This is a genomic window from Paraburkholderia azotifigens (assembly GCF_007995085.1).
Lineage (GTDB): Bacteria > Pseudomonadota > Gammaproteobacteria > Burkholderiales > Burkholderiaceae > Paraburkholderia > Paraburkholderia azotifigens.
The window spans coordinates 573,727-592,670 of sequence record NZ_VOQS01000003.1; the positions used below are offsets into that span (position 1 = coordinate 573,727).

Consider the following 18,944-nt stretch of genomic DNA (forward strand, 5'->3'; position numbering starts at 1 on the left):
TTTCTGGTCTTTTCTGCTGCGCTGGCATCGGCGGTTTGCTGCGCTGGCATCCGCGAATTCGTATCGGTGCTGCTAGCGTTGCCCCTGTGCGGGGCAGCACCTACTTTTCTTTGCAGCGGCAAAGAAAAGTAGGCAAAAGAAAGCCGCTCACACCGCTAATCCTTGTGTTTGCCTGCGGGCCCCCGACGGGTCCCGCACTCCACACGGCAACGCACTGTCCTACGCGCGTTGCCAGCTCCTTTAACACGCGCATCACCCACTCCAGTCACCCGTAGCACGGCCCGCGGCAGCGAACCGTCTGCGCCGCCCAGGTGGCAAACGGTGTGTAGCTTGTCGCACCTTACGCGTTGGCGCTTCTACGACACCGATCCCGCTTTTCAGTCCGGAGTGGTGCATTTCCGTCGCGACAGCCTACACACCGTTTGCCACCTGGGCGGCCGTGGCCTTCCTGGTAACGCAGTACGTGACGCGGGAGTGTGAAGTGGGCGATGCGTGAGTTAGTACGCTGGCAACGCGCGCAGAATGTCGTGTTGTCGTGTGGAGTGCGGGACCCGCTGGGGGCCCGCAGGCAAACACAAGAATTAGCGGTGTGAGCGGCTTTCTTTTGCCTACTTTTCTTTGCCGCTGCAAAGAAAAGTAGGTGCCGCCCCGCACAGGGGCAACGCTAGCAAACCGATAACACAAAGCGGATGCCAGCGAAAACCACTAGTTATTCACCAGAACTGGCACGCAGCCCAGAACCACCAGCAGAAGAAGACGCGGCGCTTGCCGACGCCCCAGACTCAATCCACCGAGCCCGCATCGGCGCAAGAACAAACTTGGCGGACACGCCGGCGGCAATCGTAATCACAGCCGACACGATAAACACCAGATTCCACCCGCCGGCGGCGGACAACACAGAAGCCAGCGGCACGAGCAAAGCCGCAGTCCCCTTCGCGGTGTACAAAGTGCCCGCATTCGAAGCCGCAAACTTGCTGCCGAACGTGTCCGCGCAGATCGCCGGAAAGATCGAGAAAATCTCACCCCAGAACAGGAAGATCAGCGCCGCGAACGTCATGAACGCATACGGATTCTGCCCGTACTGCATCATGCCCAGCAAAGCGAGCCCTTCGCCGATAAAGATCGCGAACATCGTGTTCTCGCGGCCGATCTTGTCCGAAATGAAGCCGCACAGCGGACGCGTAAAGCCATTGCAGATGTTGTCGATCGACAGCGTCATCGTGAGCAGCGGCAGCGTCATGCCGAACATCGTCATCGGCAGCTTGGCGAGGCCCCAGTCCTTCGCGATCGGACCGATTTGCGCCGTCGCCATCAGACCGCCCGCCGCGACCGCGACGAACGACACATAGATCACCCAGAACACCGGCGTCTTGATCATCTGCCCCGGCGTGTAATCGATCTTGCTCACCGCGAACTTGCGCTTCACGCCCGTCGTCGCGCGCGCCACCGGCTTGTGCAGCAACAACGCCAGCACGAAGATCGCGACGCCCTGCAGAATGCCGAAGAACAGGAACGTGTGCTCGTAACCCGAGCGCGAAATCATATTCGCAATCGGAATCACGGTGACGGCCGCGCCTGCGCCGAAGCCCGCAGCCGTCAGGCCAGCCGCAAGACCGCGCTTGTCCGGAAACCACTTCAGCGCATTGCCGACGCACGTGCCGTACACGCCGCCCGCACCAATGCCCGCGATGACGGAGCCGATATACAGCTCGGGCAAGGTCGTCGCATGCGCGAACATCATCCACGCGAGACCCGCGCAGATCGCGCCGCCCGCCACCACAGGACGCGGACCGAAGCGGTCGACGAGCCATCCTTCGACGGGCACGAGCCACGTCTCCGTGACAATGAAGATCGAGAACGCAAGCTGAATCGATGCTTCGCCCCAGTGATGCCGCGCATTCATCGGCGCGACAAAGAGCGTCCAGGCATATTGAAGATTAGCGACCAGCGCCATGCACAGCATGCCGATCACCAGCTGACACCAACGGTTTGAAAGCAAGCTGCTTCCCGTCGCCTGTCGGGTGTTTCCATTCATGAGCATCGTCTCCGCTTCTATATTGTCTTGATGCTGGCCGCGCCATTCGTGATGGCACCGCTGCATCCGCCTTACTGATTTTGTTCCACCCGGCGTTAGGGACTGTCGACAGACCTGCGTAGTTAACCATTCAAACAGGTTGCAGTCTTTACATTTTTATTCGAGCGGCCTGCGGATTTTCCCCAATGCGATGCACATAAATGCGCATTCGCACGCGTTAACCCTTATGGCAAGCCACTTACCGGGCGAACCCATCGTAAGGGGCCTCGCTGGATTGCGAATAATTAAAGAAAGTTATTGAATCTATTCGCGATCGTTTATGGATGCGATGGCGCGGTGCGCGCAGAGGAGCATGCCGGTTGGCAATGAGGGAAGATGCGGACATCCGGAAACGGATGCCCGCGATAGATCAACGGAAAGCGTGACGGGTGCGCACGGCTGCGCTCAGTCGAGAAAGTCGCAATTCGCCTCGATGAATGCGGCGAGATCGAGCGAGTGCTGACGCGTGAGGCGCTCGGCGAGTTCGGTATCACGCTTCTCCAGCGCCTCGATGATGCGCAGGTGATCGACGATCGAACGCGATGCGCGGTCGCTCTGCGAAATCGTCATGCGACGGATCGCGCGTACATGAATGAAGATGTTCTTGATGGTGTCGAGAATGATCTGCGACTTCGACAGTTCGACGATCGCCTGATGAAACGCAATGTTCGCATCCGAGTACTCGGCGATATGTTCGGCGGGCGTCGAATCGCGGAACTGGTCGAACATGTGGCGCAGCCGCGCGATCTCTTCATCCGTCGCGTGCAAGGTGGCGAGACGCGCCGCCATGCTTTCGAGCGCCGCCCACATCTGCACCATCTCGACGATCTCGCGCTTGCTCTTGCGCACGATGTAGATGCCGCGACGCGGTATCGTGCGCACGAAGCCTTCCTGCTCGAGCAGCGTCATCGCCTCGCGAACGGGCGTGCGGCTCACGCCCAGCGATTCGCTGAGCGCGCGGTCGTCGAGGCGAATTTCTTCGCGCGACGCGTAGATGTCGGCATCGGCGATCGCCTGGCGCAGCATCGCGTACGCGCGGTCGCGCAGGCTGGCGCTGGCGCCGATGGGTTGCAATGACAGGGTGAACGGCGTCGTGGCCGCTGGTCGGCTGTCAAGTTCTGACGACATGCATCGCCTCTGATCCGGTCGGTGCGAATGAACACCGTAGGTTGGTTCAAGCGGCGTGCTGCGCCGCGCCCGTGTCGCGCGTGTCTCCTGCTGCCGTCGTCGTCACGCGGACTCTGAATGTATTTAGTATATCAGCGTGTGAGGTATTGTCGACGGCAAGGCGCATGCACGCTGACCCGGCGCAGTGTCCCGCCAGGGGTCAGGGGTTGGGAACCGTCGTCGCGGCGCCCGTCACGGCCGCCGTCAAAGCATCAGGCGCCGCGGGCGCTTCATGCGCAATCGCGCCGCATTGAAGCCGACCGTTGTCGCTGGACTCGAGTTCGGCAGCGTTCAGGTTCGCGCAGGCTGCATCGACGATCGTGCCGACGTCGTGCCGGTTGCGCTCGCGCGCGGCGTGCTTCATTTCGGCGTGAAGCCAGCCGCTGAAGCTGAAGACTGCGAACAGCGCAACGGCGGAAAGGACGGACTCGGTCTTGGTCAAACGCATCTTCGTTATGGCTCTGCAGAAGGGACAGCCATTCACGTTATCGGCAGCGGCACGGAAAGCTTGAGCGAATCAGCTTGCGCAGTAGAAGCCGTCGAACAGCGCGATGGGCGCATCGACGGCGAGCGCACGCAGCGGAAAGCACTGCGCGATGTCCTGCAAGCGGGTCTGCCGCGCGATATGTTCGAGCAGGATCGCCTTCCCTTCCTGCCGCACGTTGCCGTGCCGGTCGAGAAATTGCCCCCACAGCGGCATGTTCCGAAAGTGAGAAGACGATTCGCGCGCCGTTTCCACATAGCCGGAAGGAAAGAGCCTGCGATAAGCGGGCAGATTGTAGAGCCACGACGTGCCCACCACGCGCTGTATGGACGGGCGCGTCCGGCGCACATAATCGACATGATCGAATAACGCACGCAATTCGGCGCGTCTTTCGCCGATACGCTCACGGCTCAATGGCGAGCAATCGCCGGATTCGGCATTGGCGAAATGCAGGCGAATGGCATCATTGCCCGCATTCGAATATGAAAAGCAGCCGAATGCCGCCACCAGCGAAGGCGGCGGCACGGGCGGCCGCGCGAGAAAAAAAAGCCAGGTCCAGTCCACCGCGTCCCCGGCTTGGGACAAACCGTCGATATAAATCCGCCACACAGCATGGTTAGGATCGAATTCGCGGCCCAGGCCAAAGCGGATATAGAAATTCGTGTAATGCAGCAGCGCCTGCTCGCGCGGCATGCCAGAAATAGCGGCAACGCGTTCGGCGAATTGCCATTGCAGTTCGAAAAATGCCCGGCTATATCTGGTCACGCATCGCCCTTCGTGCAAATTACGTCGAATCAATCGTCTTGGTGTTAGCTGAAATGATCCTTTAGCTTGCCGAATGCTTCAATCGCACCAACATTACCGCCGGCTTTCGAAAGTCGAATAAAAATCCGCAAGCCGGAATGCGCCAGTCAAAACATGGGAGCGCGTCATATGGCCGCCGAACCCTCCAGTTTCCGCGATCACTTCGTCTCGCTGTTTCAGTCAGCCGTCGATCAGGTCGTGCGCAGCACGACGCCCTCCGCCTCGCTCGCGTCGCGGCCCGGCACGGACAACGCGCTGGTCAACGCCGCCGCTGCAATCGGCTCGATCAGATCGCAGGGACAAGGACAGACGCCCTTGCCCGACGCCCCGCCTGGCGGCATCGCGCAGGACGCATGGACCTGCGCGAAGATGGGTTTTGCGCTGCTGCAGGCGCGCGCCCGCGGCGACACGGCGGGCGCGGCCAGCATCGAGGACGATCTGCGCTTCAACGTCTGCGATCCGGCGTGGATCAAGACCATCGAGAGCTTTATGGCGTTTTTCGGACCCGACGGCAAACGCGCATCGATTCCATACCGGCGCGCGCCGACGATCGGCCCTGTCACGCTTTCGCTGAAAGCGGGCGCGACAGTCGCGCTGATCGCCGACTGGGGCACGGGCACGCAGGTCGCCGTCGATCTGCTGAAGCAGGCCGCGCTCCAGAACCCCGATGTCGTGATTCATCTCGGCGACATCTATTACTCGGGCACGCCGCAGGAATGCGAGGCGAACTTCAGGAACATCGTCGACACGGTGCTCGAACGCAGCACGAGAGACGTGCCCGTCTACACGCTCTCCGGGAATCACGACATGTACTCGGGCGGCGCCGGCTACTACGGCCTGATCGACACGCTCAACGATCACGCGCGGCGTCAGCCCGCGAGCTTCTTCTGTCTGCGCAACGACGACTGGCAGTTCATCGCAATGGACACGGGGCTGCACGACTACATCCCGATCATCGGCAATGACATGCTGACCTTCCTCGAAAAGGACGAGGAAGACTGGATCACCGAACGTATTGCCGAATTCGACGGCAAGACGATTTTGCTGTCGCACCATCAGCTGTTTTCGGCGCTGTCGGAGATCGGTCCGCTCCAGCCAGGCAACAAGCTCATTGCGCACAATCCGAAGCTGCTGCCGAGCTTCCAGCGTTTCGCGCAGGCGGCGAAGCAGCCGATCGCCGCATGGTTCTGGGGCCACGAGCACAATCTGAGCATCTATCAGCCCTACCTCGGATTGAATCGCGGCCGCTGCATCGGGCACGGCGCCGTGCCCGTGCTGGTCGACGGCCCGGAGAACGCGCCGGATTCGCGCATCGTCAATCCGCCCGCGCTGCAGAGCGTATTGCTGAAGGAAGCGGACAAGGTCTACATGCACGGCTTCACGATCATCCGGCTGGGCCAAGGCGCGCAGCATGCACAGGCGTCGGCGGAGTACTACGAGAGCAGCGACGGCACGAAGCCCATGTTCACGGAAACGCTCTAGCGTTTCGTCGACGCCTTCACACGTCGACAATCACTTCGAAGCCGCCGTAAATCAGCCGCTTGCCGTCGAACGGCATCGGCAGCGTGTCGGGCTGAAGGCGCGGGTCGGCCATGACCTTTTTCATGCCCTCGTCGCGCGCCGCGCGCGAAGGCCACGCGACCCACGAGAACACGACCACTTCGTCCGGCTCGCGCTTCACGGCCATCGGAAACGACGTGAGCTTGCCTTCGGGCACGTCGTCGCCCCAGCATTCGACGACCCTCAGCGCGCCATACTCCTTGAAGACACCTGCCGCAGTCGTAGCATGCCTACGGTAAATGTCGCGATTCTCCGCCTTGACTGCCACCACGAATCCGTCCACATAGTTCATATCAAACGCTCCTGTGCGAGGTTGAAGGAAGCCGGGCATAAATTGCGCCGCGGCCCGGTTCTATACAGACGACGAATGGGGCAACGGCGAATCGACAGCATCGCGACGATTTTTGTTCGAATGCGCGCGGCGGCGCGCGAGGCAGGCCGCGCCGGTGTCATAATTCCGCGCAGCGTCGCGCAGACGTTTCCAGCACACGGTTTCAACATGTCGAGCCTGTTCTATCGGAAGATTGGCAGCATCCTCGGATTGCTCGCGATCCTGATGACGACGCTCGCGCCCACGGTCTCGCAAGCCATTGCGGCGAGCCGCGGCGCCTACGATCCCGCCGCCGCACTCTGCTCGGCGCACACGGCGAGTCCTGCCGACACACAGGAAGACGATCCCGGCGACACCCATACGCTGGCCTCGCACTGGCATGCATGCGGCTATTGCAGCCTGCTCACGCATGTGCCCGTGCTGCCAACATCGCCGTCGACCTTTGCTCTCACCGTCGCTGCCGTCGCGCAGCGCGTCGCGACGCGCTTCGAAAGCGTCGCGCTGATCGCACCGTTCGAAGCCGCGCAGCCGCGCGCGCCGCCCGTTTCTCTCTGAGCCGACATTGCGTCGCGGCCGCGCCGTCATGGCGCAGCCGTGTTCGCGCGTGCCGCTGCGCCTCGCGCAAGCGGTCTGCGCGCGCTCCCACTCACGACGAAACGATGAACACCCGACACGACAGGCGCGGCGCGTTGCCGTTTGCCTGCTGCATGCTTGCAGCCCTGCTCTTTCCTTCCCTCTTCCCGTCCGTTTCCCACGCGCACGCGATTGCAGGCGACCGCGTCTTCCCCGCCACGATGGCCATCGACGACCCCGGCGTCGGCGACGAACTCAATCTGCAATACGGACATCAGCGCGTGCCCGGCGACGACGGCGACCAGAGCGTCAACACCTTCAGCTTCGAATACGACAAGCTGATCACGCCGCGCCTCGCGGTATCGATCGGCGGCGCCTATGTCGGACAGAACAATCCGACTGCGCATGGCTTCGACAACTTCAGCGTCGGACTCAAATACCTGCTGTACCTGAACGAAGCACACGAGTTCATGACGTCGATCGGCGTCGACGCGGATCTGGGCGGCACGGGCAGTCATGCGATCGGCGAGAGCTTCTCGACCATCTCGCCGACGATCTTCGCGGGCAAGGGTTTCGGCGACCTGCCCGATTCGCTCGCGTATCTGCGCCCGATCGCGATCACGGGCGAAGCGGGCCCGGCGCTCACGACGGGCGCGGGCCAGCCGAACGCGTTCAACTACGGCGTGACCGTGCAATACAGCCTGCCTTATCTGCAGCAGCATGTGCACGACGTCGGCCTGCCGCAGCCGCTCGCGAACCTGATTCCCATCGTCGAAATTCCGCTGTCGCGCAGCCAGGGGCAAACGACGGGCACGGTGAATCCCGGCTTCATCTGGGTCAACCGCTACGGACAGTTCGGCATCGAAGCGCAGATTCCCGTCAATCACGCGAGCGGTTCGCACGTCGGCGTGCTCGTGCAGGCGCATCTCTTCTTCGACGACATCGCGCCGACGACCATCGGCAAGCCGCTCTTCCACTAACCAGGACACGACCATGAAAAACCCGACACGACGCGCGGCGGTGCTCGCGCTGTCACTGGCGCTGGCGCCCCTCGTCGCGCTCGCCCATGTGTTTCCGAAGAAGCAGGAGCCCGGCGCGGGCACGACGGTCGACGCGCCCGCGAAGGTGACTATCGCATTCGATGGCCCGCTCGAACCGGCATTCAGTTCGTTGACCGTGACGGATGCGTCGGGCAAGCAGGTAAACACCGCGAAATCGACGGTCGATGCGCAGCAGCCGAGCGTCGCGTCCGTCGCGCTGCCCGCGTTGGCCGCGGGCAAATACACGGTGCATTGGGTGGCCGTGGCATCCGACGGGCATCGCACGCACGGCGACTATTCGTTCAACGTGAAGTGACGTGTCGAGGCATGCGGCGCATGCCTCCCTCTCGTCGAAGGACCGCACGAAGTGCGCGGACCTCTCTGCTGCACGGCAATAGAAAATGTCGTAAAAACTCGGCTCGAACGTGCAGCGGCGACATGGCGGCGGCCATGATGCCGCATGGCGCCAGGCCGTGTTACTGTCGCGGCAGATGGTTGGCACGTCCCGCTTGCAAGTCTTGTTGACCGTTCAACCCCGCTATGGAGTGTGCGTGAACAATCCGCTGATTTTCGGCTTTGCGCTCGTCGCATTCGATGTCGTGGTCTGGCGTTGCGCCGTACCCAAAAACGAAGTCGCGCGGCTGCTGGTGCGCCTGTGCATCTACGCAGCATTCAGTTGGCTGCTGTTCGGCTCGGGCCTGAGCCCATTCTCGCAGGCGCCGTATGCGGATTCCAGGCCGCAGCACCTGCTCGGTCAGGTGCTGGAGATCATCTGGTGGCTGATGGGCGCGCGCCTGCTCAGCCTCGCGCTCGACACGCTGCTGCTGCCACAGACGTGGCGCCGTCAGCGGCTCTTTCAGGACGTGTTCGGCGCGCTCGTGTTTCTCGCGGCCGTCGTCGCCGCGCTCGGCTTCGTGCTGGAATTGCCCGTGCGCGGGCTCGTCGCGACATCGGGCGCGCTCGCCATCGTGCTCGGCCTCGCGATCCAGAGCACGCTCAGCGATGTGTTCGCCGGCATCGTAATCAACACGACGGAGCCGTATCACATCGGCAACTGGGTCATTATCGACGGCGTCGAGGGCAAGGTGCTGGAGATGAACTGGCGCGCGACGCATCTGCTGACTTCGCAGGGCAATATCGTGATCGTGCCGAACGCCGTCGCGGCCAAGGCGAAGATCACGAACAGCAGCCGTCCGCCAGCGCTGCATGGCATCACGATCCTGCTCGAGATCACGCCCGAAGCGCGTCCGAGCACGGTGATCGCCGCACTCGAGGCGGCGCTCGCGGGCGTGCGCGCGGTGATCGTCGATCCCGCGCCGTATGCGATCGTGAAGCGGACGAGCGCCAACGCCATCATCTACGAAGCCACGGCGTACGTCGACGACATGAGCAAGAAGCTCGCCGTCACGAACGAGCTTTACGACCTGTGCTACCGGCAACTCGCGGCGGCGTGCGTACCGCTTCGTCCGCTCGGAGTGGGTTATCCGCAGCCGTCGCCGGCGCCTGCACAGGAGACCGATCCGCGCATCAGCCTGCTGCGGCGCGTGGAGATTTTTGCCGCGTTGACGCAGGACGAACTCAAGCGGCTTGCGCCGCTGCTGTCGCGCCGCGACTACGAGCGCGGCGACACGGTGGTGACGCCGGACAAAGTGCTGGACGAACTGACGATCGTCGATTCGGGCGTGCTGTCCGTGGTGGCGGAAGACGCGTCGGGGCCTGTCGAGGTGACGCGGCTCGGGCCCGGCGATGCGCTGGGCGAAGCTGGACTGCTGGCGGGCATGCCGGCGCGCGTGACGATTTCGGCGCTGACCGCGTCGACTGTGTTCCAGTTGAACAAGGATGATTTGACGCCGTTGCTGAAGGATAAGCCGGATGTGGCCCGGCTTATGTGCCAGATGTTGTCGCGGCGGAGCGATACGCTCAATAAGCTCGGGACGCCGACGCCTGTTGCTCAGTCAGAACAATCTGTTTTTCAATGGCTATGGGATGGGATGAGGAAGTTGCATGATTTGACGTTTTGATTTTTTTTGTCTGCGACGCAGTCGCGGTTTTTTCTGGCATCCGCGTTGTCGTATCTGTGCTTCATGCGTTGCCCCTGTGCGGGGCGGCACCTACTTTTCTTTGCAGCGGCAAAGAAAAGTAGGCAAAAGAAAGCCGCTCACACCGCTAATTCTTGTGTTTGCCTGCGGGCCCCCTACGGGTCCCGCACTCCACGCGGCATCGAGCTACTCAATGCCCGTTGCCAGCGCTCCTGGATTCGCATCCCCTACTTCACACTCCCACGTCAAAGACCGCGTTACCAGAAGCCCACCGCCGCCCAGGTGGCAAACGGTGTGTAGGGCGTCCCGACGTATGTGCACCACTCCGGACTGAAACGCGGGATCGGTGTCGAAGGAGCGCCAACGCGTAAGGTGCGACACCCTACACACCGTTTGCCACCTGGGCGGCGCAGTCGATTCGCTGCGGCTGGCTGCGCTACGGGTGGTTGGAGTGGGTGATGCATTTGTTCGATGCGCTGGCAACGCGGGTAAGCTAGTGTGTTGCCGTGTGGAGTGCGGGACCCGTGGGGGGCCCGCGGGCAATGACTAGCATTGGCGGTGTGAGCCCGCTTTCTTTGCTTACTTTCTTTGCGGCGGCAAAGAAAGTAAGTGCCGCCCCGCACAGGGGCAACGCATGAATCACAGAAGGCAAAACGCGGATGCCAGCGAACAAAGCACAAGCAAAAACCCCATCCCTGGAATGCCGCTCGCTAAGCAAAAGATACGGAGCAAATAGAACAGTCATAGACAGACTGGACCTAAAGCTCGCCGCAGGCGAATTCGTAGCCATCATGGGCGACTCAGGCGTCGGCAAATCGACGCTACTCAACCTGATAGCGGGCCTGGACCGCGCCGACTCCGGCGATGTGCTGATCGACGGCACACCGATCTCCACCCTCGACGATGACGCCGCGACGCGCCTGCGTCGCCAGAAGCTGGGCTTCGTGTTCCAGGCCTTCCACGTGCTCCCGCATCTGACGCTCGCGCAAAACGTCGCGCTGCCGCTGCTGCTGAACGGCATCGCGCCGCAACGCGCACACGACATGCTCATGGCCGTCGGTCTCGAAGGTCGCGACAACGACATGCCGCGTCAGTTGTCGGGCGGCGAACTCCAGCGCGTCGCGATTGCGCGCGCACTCGTGCATCGACCCACATTGATTCTCGCCGACGAGCCCACAGGCAATCTCGACCCCGACACCGCCCACGAAGTGCTCGCGCTGCTGCGCGAAGAAACCAGGGCGAACGGCGCGGCGACGATGATGGTGACGCACTCGGAAGCCGCCGCCGCCTTTGCCGATCGCGTACTCGTACTCAGCGACGGCAAGCTGCATCATGCAGAGATCTCGCACGCACTGCGCCCTTCGCATGAATGACGCCGCCATCGACGCAAACGGGCACCACCCGCAGCGCGCGCGCCACGGCCTGCGCACGCTCACCCGCTGGCTGCTCGCCGCCGAATGGCGCAGCCACAAAGGCCGCGCGCTGATCGCAATCGCGACGATCGCGCTCGGCGTCGCGCTCGGCTATGCCGTGCAACTGATCAACAGCGCCGCGTTCAACGAGTTCTCGGCGGCGGCGCGCAGTCTGTCGGGACAGGCTGACCTGCAGGTGCGCGGCGCACAGCCCACCTTCGACGAACACATCTATCCGCAACTCGCAACGCAGCCCGGCGTCGCGCTCGCAAGCCCCGTGCTCGAACTCGACGTCACCGTGCCGGGCCGCACTGCGCCGCTGAAAGTGCTCGGCATCGACACGTTCCGCGCGAGCCGCATCGCGCCAGACCTGACAGGCGTGACGAACAGCGATACGCCGCTCGACGCCCTCGCCGACGACGCGATCTTCCTCTCGCCCGCCGCGCAGCAATGGCTCGGCGTGCGCGTCGGCGACGCCGTGCCGCTGCGCAGCGGCACGTCCGATGTGCGCCTGCGCGTCGCGGGCGGCATCGTCCGGGCGCGGCCCGGGCAGCGCATCGCGGTGATGGATATCGCGGCCGCGCAATGGCGCTTCGGACGCGTCGGCAAGCTGTCGCGCGTCGATCTGCAACTCGAACGCGGCGTCGATCGCGAACGCTTCAGACGCGCGTTGCAGGAGCGGCTCGGCAGCCGCTTCGCGGTGGGCGAGACGCGCGATATCGAAAGCCGCACCGACCGGCTGTCGCGCGCGTATCGGATCAATATGAACGTGCTCGCGCTCGTCGCGCTCTTCACGGGCGCGTTCCTCGTGTTCTCGACGCAGGCGCTCGGCGTCGTGCGGCGCCGCGCTCAATTCGCGATGCTGCGCGTGCTCGGCATCACGCGCACGCAGCTGCTGCGGCAGATCCTGCTCGAAGGCGCGCTGCTCGGCACGCTCGGTTCGCTCGCCGGCATCGCACTCGGGTTTGCACTCGCTTACGCCGTGCTGCGCTTTTTCGGCAGCGACCTGGGCGGCGGCTACTTCCCGGGCGTGCAGCCGGCCGTCGGCTTCGAGCCCGTCGCCAGCACGATCTTCGTCGCGCTCGGCATCGGCGTGTCGCTGCTCGGCAGTCTCGTGCCCGCGCTCGAAGCAGCGCGCGCGCATCCCGCGCCCGCGCTGAAGGCGGGCGGCGAAGAAGCCGCGCTCGGCAAGCTGTCGACGCCGTGGCCCGCGCTCCTCTGTCTCGCGCTCGGCATGGCGCTGACGCAGGCGCCGCCCGTTTTCGATGTGCCCATTGCGGGCTATCTCGCCGTCGCGTTGCTGCTGATCGGCGGCATTGCGTTGATGCCGCGCGTCACGTCGATGCTGTTTCGCGCACTGAGCCGCGCCGGCAACGGACGGCAACGCGCGCCCGTGAGCGCGCTCGCGCTTGCGCGGCTCGCGAACGCGCCGGGCCAGGCGTCGATTGCAATGGGCGGCGTGCTGTCGAGCTTCACGCTGATCGTCGCGATGGCGATCATGGTGGCGAGCTTTCGCGTGTCGGTCGAAGACTGGCTCGCGCACCTGCTGTCCGCCGACGTCTACGTGCGCGTCGCGCCGAACGGCGACACGGGCGGACTGAATCCTCAGCAGCAAACGATGCTCGCCGCCACGCGCGGCATCCGCCACGCGGCCTTCGCGCGCACGTCGCAGTTGACGTTCGATCCGTCGCGACCGTCCGTCGCGTTGCTCGCGCGCGAAATCGATGCCGCCGATCCGGGCGCGAATCTGCAGATCACGGGCGCGACCTTGGCGCCAACTGCATTACGCGAAGGCGAGACGCCCGTGTGGGCGTCGGAGGCGATGGTCGATCTGTATGGCTATCGCGTCGGTGAGCGGCTGACGTTGCCGATCGGCGAACGCAGCGCTCGCTTCGTCGTGGCGGGCATCTGGCGCGACTACGTGCGGCAGACGGGCGCGCTGCAGATCCGGCTCACCGACTACCGGCGTCTGACGGGCGACACGGGCGCCACCGACGCCGCGCTCACGCTCGAACCCGGTGTAAGCGCCGCGCAGGCGATCGCCGCGTTGCGCGCGCTGCCGTTCGCCAGCGCGCTCGACTTCGCGCAGCCGGGCGAGATCCGCGCGCGCACCTTGACGATCTTCGACCGCAGCTTTGCCGTCACGTATCTGCTCGAGGCCGTGGCCATCGTGATCGGACTGTTCGGCGTCGCCGCGACGTTTTCCGCGCAGACGCTGTCGCGCTCGCGCGAGTTCGGCATGCTGCGTCACGTCGGCGTGACGCGCGGACAGATTCTCGCGTTGCTCGCGGCGGAAGGCGGCATGCTCACTGCCCTCGGCATCGCGATGGGCTGCGTGCTCGGCTTCGCGATCAGCCTGATTCTCGTGTTCGTCGTCAACCCGCAGTCGTTTCACTGGAGCATGTCGCTGCATGTGCCGTGGTTGCTGCTGTCCGCGCTCGCGTTCGTGATGCTCGCGTCGTCGTGCACGACGGCCGTGGCCGCGGGCCGCCGGGCCGTTTCCGTCGATGCCGTGCGCGCCGTCAGGGAGGATTGGTGATGCTGCGCCTTCTCGTTCCGTTCACGCTTGCCGGCCTGTTCGGCGTGTCCGCTGCGCTCGCGGCGCAACCGCAGTTCGCCGCTGTCTTGCCGGGCAAGACCATCGAATTGCCTCGCGACACGGGCGCGCATCCCGCGTTTCGCACCGAATGGTGGTACGCAACGGGCTGGCTCGACACGCCCGATCATCAGCCGCTCGGTTTTCAGATCACGTTCTTCCGTTCCGCGACGGGCCATCCGGCCAACGATCCGAGCGCGTTCGCGCCGACGCAGTTGATCATCGCGCACGCCGCGCTCAGCGATCCGAAGCTCGGCCGGCTCGCACACGATCAGAAGATCGCGCGACAAGGCTTCGGACTCGCTTACGCGAAGGCCGGCAACACCGATGTCCAGCTCGACACCTGGCGCATGGTCCGGGCGCCCGACGGCCACTACGACGTGACCGCCGATGCCGCAGGCTTCGCACTGCACCTGACGTTCACGCCGACGCAGGCGCCGCTGCTTCAGGGCGACAACGGCTATTCGCGCAAGGGACCGCTGGCGTCACAGGCGAGCTACTACTACAGCGAGCCGCAATTGCGCGTCACAGGCAGCGTCACGCGCCCCGCCGCCGGTGGTGCGAGCCGCATCGCCACGCCGACGCCCGTCACGGGCAGCGCGTGGCTCGATCACGAATGGTCGAGCACGCTGCTCGCAGCGGATGCCGTCGGCTGGGACTGGCTCGGAGCGAACCTGTCGGACGGCGCGGCGCTGATGGCGTTCAAGGTGCGCGCCGCCGACGGCCACGCGGTGTGGGCGCACGCCGCGCTGCGTAGCGCCGACGGGCAGATCACGCAATTCGGTCCCGGCGATGTCGATTTCTCGCCGACGCGCCAATGGCGCTCGCCGCGCACGGGCACGCAGTATCCCGTGGCGACCGTCGTCCGTACGGGCGAGACCCGCTGGCAACTTGCACCGCTGCTGGACGACCAGGAGCTGGATTCGCGCGAATCGACGGGTGCGCTGTACTGGGAAGGCGCCGTCACTGTGAATCGCGACGGAAAACCGGCGGGAAACGGCTATCTCGAACTGACCGGCTACGGTAAAAAACTCACGCTCGAACGGCGCTAAGGCCCGCCCGCATTGAAACCAAGGGTTAACCCTGAATAATGGAAAAGTCACTTCCACCGGGAGGTCTTAATCTTAAGCGGCTACATACCTACACTGACTTCACACTGATTGCGAGCAGGGCTGTTCGCAAAGTCAAAGCAAAGTCGGAGGTCATCATGAAGTCGCTCATCAAGGCTGTTGCCATCGCTGCCGTGCTCGCTATCCCCGCTGTGTCGTTCGCCCAGTCCAACCAGCCGATCACCCGCGCGCAGGTTCGCGCCGAACTGGTTCAGCTGGAAAAGGCCGGCTATCGTCCGGGCGCAGGCACGGAAGCGCACTATCCCGATGAACTGCAGGCCGCGCAGGCGCGCGTGAACGCGGAGAACGGCGCAGCGAGCGGCTACGGCGGCGTCGCGAATGGCGTGTCGCAATCGGGCCGGCCGGGCGTGTCGGCCGCGGACTGGAACGCGATGTACAACCATCCGTAACTCGCGCACCTTCGTAGAGTCCGATCCGCCGTTACTTCGCGCCCGCCGTTCCCGTCGCGGGCGCGACTCGCCAGACCGTGTTGCCGACGTCGTCGGCAACCAGCAGCGCACCGCGCGCATCGAGCGCGACGCCGACGGGCCGCCCGAGTGCGTGCCCGTCCGGCGTCAGAAAGCCGCTTAGAAAATCTTCCGGGCCGCCCGCGGGCTCACCGTTCCGGAAGGGCACGAAAATCACCTTGTATCCCGCGTACGGCCTTCTGTTCCACGAGCCGTGCTGACCGACGAAGGCGCCGCCGCGATAGCGATCCGGAAACAGCTTGCCGTCGTAAAACGCAAGTCCCAGCGACGCCGTGTGATTGCCCAGCGCGTAATCAGGCGCAATGGCCCGCGCGACCCTATCCGGGTTCTGCGGCTTCACGCGCGTATCGACGTGCGCGCCGTAGTAGCTGAACGGAAAGCCGTAGAACGCGCCCTCCTTCACCGACGTCATGTAATCGGGCACGAGGTTGTTGCCGAGTTCGTCGCGTTCGTTGACGGCCGTCCACAGCGCGCCCGATTGCGGTTGCCACGCCATGCCATTTGGATTGCGCAGTCCCGTTGCGTAGGGACGCAGCGTGCCGCTCGCGATATCGAATTCGACGATGCGCGCGCGATCCGCTTCCGCGTCGAGGCCGTTCTCGGCGGCATTGCTGTTCGAGCCGACCGTGATGTAGAGCCGCTTGCCGTCGCGGCTCGCGAGGATATTCTTCGTCCAGTGATGGTTGATCGGTCCGGCAGGCAGATCCACAACCTTTACGCCTTGCGACGCGATGCGCGTCTCACCCGTGGCGTAATCGAAGCGCAGCAGCGCGTCCGTATCGGCGACATACAGCTGGTTGCCGATCAGCGCCATCCCGAAAGGCGAATGCAGATTCTCGATGAACACATTTTGCGTCTCCGCAATGCCGTCGCCATCGGCGTCGCGCAGCAGCACGATCCGGTCGGGGCTCGGAACGCCCGCGCCCGCGCGCTTCATGAACTGCTTCGTGATCCAGCCGACGATGCCGCGCCCTTCGTCATGCGGCTGCGGCGTGTTGCTCTCGGCGACCAGCACGTCGCCGTTCGGCAGTGTGTAGAGCCAGCGCGGATGCTGCAGATTCGCCGCGAACGGCGTCACTGCGAAGCCGGGCGGCGCCGTCGGATGGGAGCCTGCCGGACGCGCTTCGACGGGCGCAACGTGGACTGTCGGCACGAGCGAGGTGTCGGGCGCGGGCAGTGTCGGCGATGGGCCGAAGCTCGCTTCTTCAGGCGCAGTCGATGGCGTGGCGCACGCGGCGAGCGGGATGACGAGGATTGCGATCAGAGTCGGACGAACGCGCATGGAAACTCCAGCGTCGATGCAAACAGTATCTGCTCAGCAAACGTCTTGCCCGAGGGTGGCTATCCACAGAAATTGTGGAGAGGCTTGTGGACAAGCTTGGGGTAGCTGGGGTAAGTCCTTGATGTGGATAGCTTTGTGTGGTGCGGTGCAGAGCGGGTCATGACGACGGTCGGGCGTGGGCCGGGTGGGGGGCGCGTCGTGTGCGACTACACGACGGTAGCGCCCGTGCCGCTCTCGACTGCCGTGCCGACGCGCCTGGCATTTGGGCGACGCGCGTCATTCGCGATGAGAGTTCCTCTTTGGGAGATAAAGCTCACGCGGCCTGATTCTGCTTCACGTCGATCAATCCGGTGACAACTCCCGCACTGCCACCCAATTGATTCTGCACAATGTACTCCTGCTTCATGCGAGCAAACGAAAGCGAGACCGTTTCGATTGAATTTGCAGCATCGACGGAGGGCCATACCTTCGTGATAACGACGTCGTACATGGTGAGCCGATAGTATTCGAACGGCAGCCCGCCGGCCTTGCGCATCGTGAGTTTTACATCAGGAATGTGCCGTCCTTGCGCAGCATAGACTGCCAGATTGGGCGACGCGCGATCCAGTTCATGTCTGAACGTGAGATCGGACACGGAAGCCTTGCCCGCACCGCCGCCGGAGCCGGAGTGCATGGCGGAGTTCTGCTCTATTGACATTTCCCAATGAACAACCTCAATCGCATTCGTGAAGGTCGCATCCTGCGACTCCCCGTCAATGCCTTTGAACTGAATGAAAATATCTGAAGCCATCGAACAATCCTTTAACCTTGACCAGACGAATTGAGTGTGCGGCGGACAAATCGCATGGCGATTCTGTAAAGCGTGATGACAACGATGGCAATGATGATCCAGCACGCAACGAGCGAGAAAAGCATAGAGAGGATGCTTATATCGTCTGGGTCACGAAGATCTGCGTTCCCGGTGTGATCCAGCACAAAACGCATCGAGTCGTACATCCATATAGGCATTTCGTAGAAAATGCCATACGCGAGGTATCGTGCGAGACAGACGCCTCCGATAAAAATCACTAACGCTAATGCGACCACATGCGCCGCAACCAGCACCTTACGTTTCATTTGACCTCGATCCATCCGTAAGCCTTCAGATTCGAACCCGGAACCGGTAGGCGAGCCGGGCTTCGTCGGATAAATCTCTGCAACGACTCGAATTCCGCTGGATTGACGAGTGTAATGCACCCTTCGCTCACCCTGTGTGGGCCTTCGGGATGAAGTCTGAAATTCCCCCGACGAACACCATCGATCATGGTCGTGTCACCTGTGCGCGGGTTCCACAACGAAAACCAGCTACGATGATCTGTCGTGACGTGCATGAGTGGACCCACTGTGTCGTAGACCGCGCCCAGCATGCCGCCCGATTCGCGATCAACGATGTAGTACGTCCCCGGAGGAATCGGGCCGATCTTCGGCGTAGCGACCCGATCAGGATTGTCGCGACCGTCCATTTGACCCGAGTACGCTTCAACCGTGCCGTAGCCTTCGCATACGAGCGTCGAGGTGTCCTTCCGGTTAAGAGTGAACGTGCAATGTACCGGCATCCTGGGTCCTTACGTGTGCGCGAGCCGAGTTGAAAAAAGGGCCCGCGATGCCAATCCAGGCAACATAACGGGTTCTCGCTGCGCCCTGCCGTTTGAATAGTATTACGAAGTATTCTTAAAGAACAATCGCGCGGGATAAGACAGTTATAGCCACCTGCTCGCGTTCGACAATCACACCCTGTGATTTTTCTTCCCCCGCATCAATTCCGCACCCGCGGGGGCGAGCGGCAAAACCGGCGCGTGGCCGATCCGTTCGAACAGTAACCAGATGATGTCCTGCAAAAAGCGGCACAGCGTCAGACGTTTTTTGCCTTCGCATCGCGCCCCGTCGCCGGTTCCGAGGTTGTGCGGTCACGTCCGGGGAATCATGGGGAACGCGTGCGGATTACG

Annotated in this window: 18 protein-coding genes; 9 read left to right on the top strand and 9 right to left on the bottom strand. The window is 63.3% G+C overall.

Going from position 1 to position 18,944, the window contains the following annotated elements; translation table 11 throughout:
- Positions 1–709 precede the first annotated feature (709 nt).
- The 4 genes from oxlT to FRZ40_RS19790 form a co-directional block, all read right to left on the bottom strand.
- Positions 710–2,035, bottom strand: a complete 1,326-nt coding sequence (gene oxlT, locus FRZ40_RS19775) for an oxalate/formate MFS antiporter (protein WP_028365935.1) — start codon at positions 2,033–2,035, stop codon at positions 710–712.
- 444 nt (positions 2,036–2,479) lie between these two features.
- Positions 2,480–3,202: a GntR family transcriptional regulator gene (locus FRZ40_RS19780; RefSeq protein ID WP_028365936.1), complete on the bottom strand. Its 723-nt coding sequence runs from the start codon at positions 3,200–3,202 to the stop codon at positions 2,480–2,482.
- A gap of 199 nt (positions 3,203–3,401) precedes the next feature.
- Entirely contained in the window at positions 3,402–3,689 is a 288-nt protein-coding gene (locus FRZ40_RS19785) for a hypothetical protein (protein WP_028365937.1), read from the bottom strand.
- A 69-nt stretch (positions 3,690–3,758) separates the two neighbouring features.
- Entirely contained in the window at positions 3,759–4,490 is a 732-nt protein-coding gene (locus FRZ40_RS19790; protein WP_147235304.1) for a hypothetical protein, read from the bottom strand.
- Between the two features lie 168 nt (positions 4,491–4,658).
- Here FRZ40_RS19790 and FRZ40_RS19795 point away from each other — a divergent pair, with 168 nt between their 5' ends.
- The gene (locus FRZ40_RS19795; RefSeq protein ID WP_147235306.1) at positions 4,659–6,011 is read left to right on the top strand and encodes a metallophosphoesterase family protein; all 1,353 of its coding nucleotides are present in this window, start codon (positions 4,659–4,661) and stop codon (positions 6,009–6,011) included.
- Between the two features lie 16 nt (positions 6,012–6,027).
- Here FRZ40_RS19795 and FRZ40_RS19800 read toward each other — a convergent pair whose 3' ends face one another.
- Complete coding sequence (locus FRZ40_RS19800) at positions 6,028–6,381, bottom strand: DUF1428 domain-containing protein (protein WP_028365940.1); 354 nt, start codon at positions 6,379–6,381, stop codon at positions 6,028–6,030.
- 75 nt (positions 6,382–6,456) lie between these two features.
- On the opposite strand from FRZ40_RS19800, the gene FRZ40_RS19805 reads away from it, so the two are divergent.
- From FRZ40_RS19805 to FRZ40_RS19840, 8 genes are all read left to right on the top strand, one after another.
- Positions 6,457–6,975 carry a DUF2946 domain-containing protein gene (locus FRZ40_RS19805; protein WP_231516058.1) on the top strand — a complete coding sequence of 173 codons (519 nt, stop codon included), beginning with the start codon at positions 6,457–6,459 and terminating at the stop codon, positions 6,973–6,975.
- 104 nt (positions 6,976–7,079) lie between these two features.
- The gene (locus FRZ40_RS19810) at positions 7,080–7,973 is read left to right on the top strand and encodes a hypothetical protein (RefSeq protein WP_147235308.1); all 894 of its coding nucleotides are present in this window, start codon (positions 7,080–7,082) and stop codon (positions 7,971–7,973) included.
- Between the two features lie 13 nt (positions 7,974–7,986).
- Positions 7,987–8,349 (top strand): copper resistance CopC family protein, encoded by a 363-nt coding sequence (locus FRZ40_RS19815; RefSeq protein ID WP_147235309.1) that lies wholly within the window; start codon positions 7,987–7,989, stop codon positions 8,347–8,349.
- Positions 8,350–8,584: 235 nt separating this feature from the next.
- A complete protein-coding gene (locus tag FRZ40_RS19820; protein ID WP_147235311.1) occupies positions 8,585–10,054 on the top strand; it encodes a mechanosensitive ion channel family protein in 1,470 nt (489 codons plus the stop codon).
- Positions 10,055–10,731: 677 nt separating this feature from the next.
- Positions 10,732–11,445, top strand: coding sequence for an ABC transporter ATP-binding protein (locus FRZ40_RS19825; RefSeq protein WP_147235312.1), 714 nt, complete (start codon positions 10,732–10,734; stop codon positions 11,443–11,445).
- The gene (locus tag FRZ40_RS19830; RefSeq protein WP_147235314.1) at positions 11,438–14,023 is read left to right on the top strand and encodes an FtsX-like permease family protein; all 2,586 of its coding nucleotides are present in this window, start codon (positions 11,438–11,440) and stop codon (positions 14,021–14,023) included. Before FRZ40_RS19825 ends, FRZ40_RS19830 begins: the two co-directional genes overlap by 8 nt.
- Positions 14,023–15,132 (top strand): lipocalin-like domain-containing protein, encoded by a 1,110-nt coding sequence (locus FRZ40_RS19835; protein ID WP_147235316.1) that lies wholly within the window; start codon positions 14,023–14,025, stop codon positions 15,130–15,132. Before FRZ40_RS19830 ends, FRZ40_RS19835 begins: the two co-directional genes overlap by 1 nt.
- Before the next feature lie 155 nt (positions 15,133–15,287).
- Positions 15,288–15,599: a DUF4148 domain-containing protein gene (locus FRZ40_RS19840; protein ID WP_028365948.1), complete on the top strand. Its 312-nt coding sequence runs from the start codon at positions 15,288–15,290 to the stop codon at positions 15,597–15,599.
- A gap of 31 nt (positions 15,600–15,630) precedes the next feature.
- Here the strand turns inward: FRZ40_RS19840 and FRZ40_RS19845 are convergent, their stop codons facing one another.
- The 4 genes from FRZ40_RS19845 to FRZ40_RS19860 form a co-directional block, all read right to left on the bottom strand.
- Complete coding sequence (locus FRZ40_RS19845; RefSeq protein WP_147235317.1) at positions 15,631–16,959, bottom strand: PQQ-dependent sugar dehydrogenase; 1,329 nt, start codon at positions 16,957–16,959, stop codon at positions 15,631–15,633.
- Between the two features lie 313 nt (positions 16,960–17,272).
- Positions 17,273–17,749, bottom strand: a complete 477-nt coding sequence (locus FRZ40_RS19850) for an Hcp family type VI secretion system effector (protein WP_028365950.1) — start codon at positions 17,747–17,749, stop codon at positions 17,273–17,275.
- Positions 17,750–17,760: 11 nt separating this feature from the next.
- The gene (locus FRZ40_RS19855) at positions 17,761–18,075 is read right to left on the bottom strand and encodes a hypothetical protein (RefSeq protein ID WP_147235319.1); all 315 of its coding nucleotides are present in this window, start codon (positions 18,073–18,075) and stop codon (positions 17,761–17,763) included.
- Positions 18,072–18,554 (bottom strand): DUF2778 domain-containing protein, encoded by a 483-nt coding sequence (locus FRZ40_RS19860; RefSeq protein WP_147235321.1) that lies wholly within the window; start codon positions 18,552–18,554, stop codon positions 18,072–18,074. The genes FRZ40_RS19855 and FRZ40_RS19860 overlap by 4 nt, the downstream gene beginning before the upstream one ends.
- Positions 18,555–18,944: the final 390 nt, after the last annotated feature.

Bases quoted from the DNA above. Each gene is read 5' to 3' on its own strand.
- FRZ40_RS19850 (WP_028365950.1), bottom strand. From the start codon at position 17,749: ATGGCTTCAGATATTTTCATTCAGTTCAAAGGCATTGACGGGGAGTCG.
- FRZ40_RS19795 (WP_147235306.1), top strand. From the start codon at position 4,659: ATGGCCGCCGAACCCTCCAGTTTCCGCGATCACTTCGTCTCGCTGTTT.
- FRZ40_RS19810 (WP_147235308.1), top strand. From the start codon at position 7,080: ATGAACACCCGACACGACAGGCGCGGCGCGTTGCCGTTTGCCTGCTGC.
- FRZ40_RS19785 (WP_028365937.1), bottom strand. From the start codon at position 3,689: ATGCGTTTGACCAAGACCGAGTCCGTCCTTTCCGCCGTTGCGCTGTTC.
- oxlT (WP_028365935.1), bottom strand. From the start codon at position 2,035: ATGAATGGAAACACCCGACAGGCGACGGGAAGCAGCTTGCTTTCAAAC.
- FRZ40_RS19800 (WP_028365940.1), bottom strand. From the start codon at position 6,381: ATGAACTATGTGGACGGATTCGTGGTGGCAGTCAAGGCGGAGAATCGC.
- FRZ40_RS19805 (WP_231516058.1), top strand. From the start codon at position 6,457: ATGGGGCAACGGCGAATCGACAGCATCGCGACGATTTTTGTTCGAATG.
- FRZ40_RS19825 (WP_147235312.1), top strand. From the start codon at position 10,732: ATGCCAGCGAACAAAGCACAAGCAAAAACCCCATCCCTGGAATGCCGC.
- FRZ40_RS19855 (WP_147235319.1), bottom strand. From the start codon at position 18,075: ATGAAACGTAAGGTGCTGGTTGCGGCGCATGTGGTCGCATTAGCGTTA.
- FRZ40_RS19830 (WP_147235314.1), top strand. From the start codon at position 11,438: ATGAATGACGCCGCCATCGACGCAAACGGGCACCACCCGCAGCGCGCG.
- FRZ40_RS19840 (WP_028365948.1), top strand. From the start codon at position 15,288: ATGAAGTCGCTCATCAAGGCTGTTGCCATCGCTGCCGTGCTCGCTATC.
- FRZ40_RS19780 (WP_028365936.1), bottom strand. From the start codon at position 3,202: ATGTCGTCAGAACTTGACAGCCGACCAGCGGCCACGACGCCGTTCACC.
- FRZ40_RS19845 (WP_147235317.1), bottom strand. From the start codon at position 16,959: ATGCGCGTTCGTCCGACTCTGATCGCAATCCTCGTCATCCCGCTCGCC.
- FRZ40_RS19860 (WP_147235321.1), bottom strand. From the start codon at position 18,554: ATGCCGGTACATTGCACGTTCACTCTTAACCGGAAGGACACCTCGACG.
- FRZ40_RS19815 (WP_147235309.1), top strand. From the start codon at position 7,987: ATGAAAAACCCGACACGACGCGCGGCGGTGCTCGCGCTGTCACTGGCG.
- FRZ40_RS19835 (WP_147235316.1), top strand. From the start codon at position 14,023: ATGCTGCGCCTTCTCGTTCCGTTCACGCTTGCCGGCCTGTTCGGCGTG.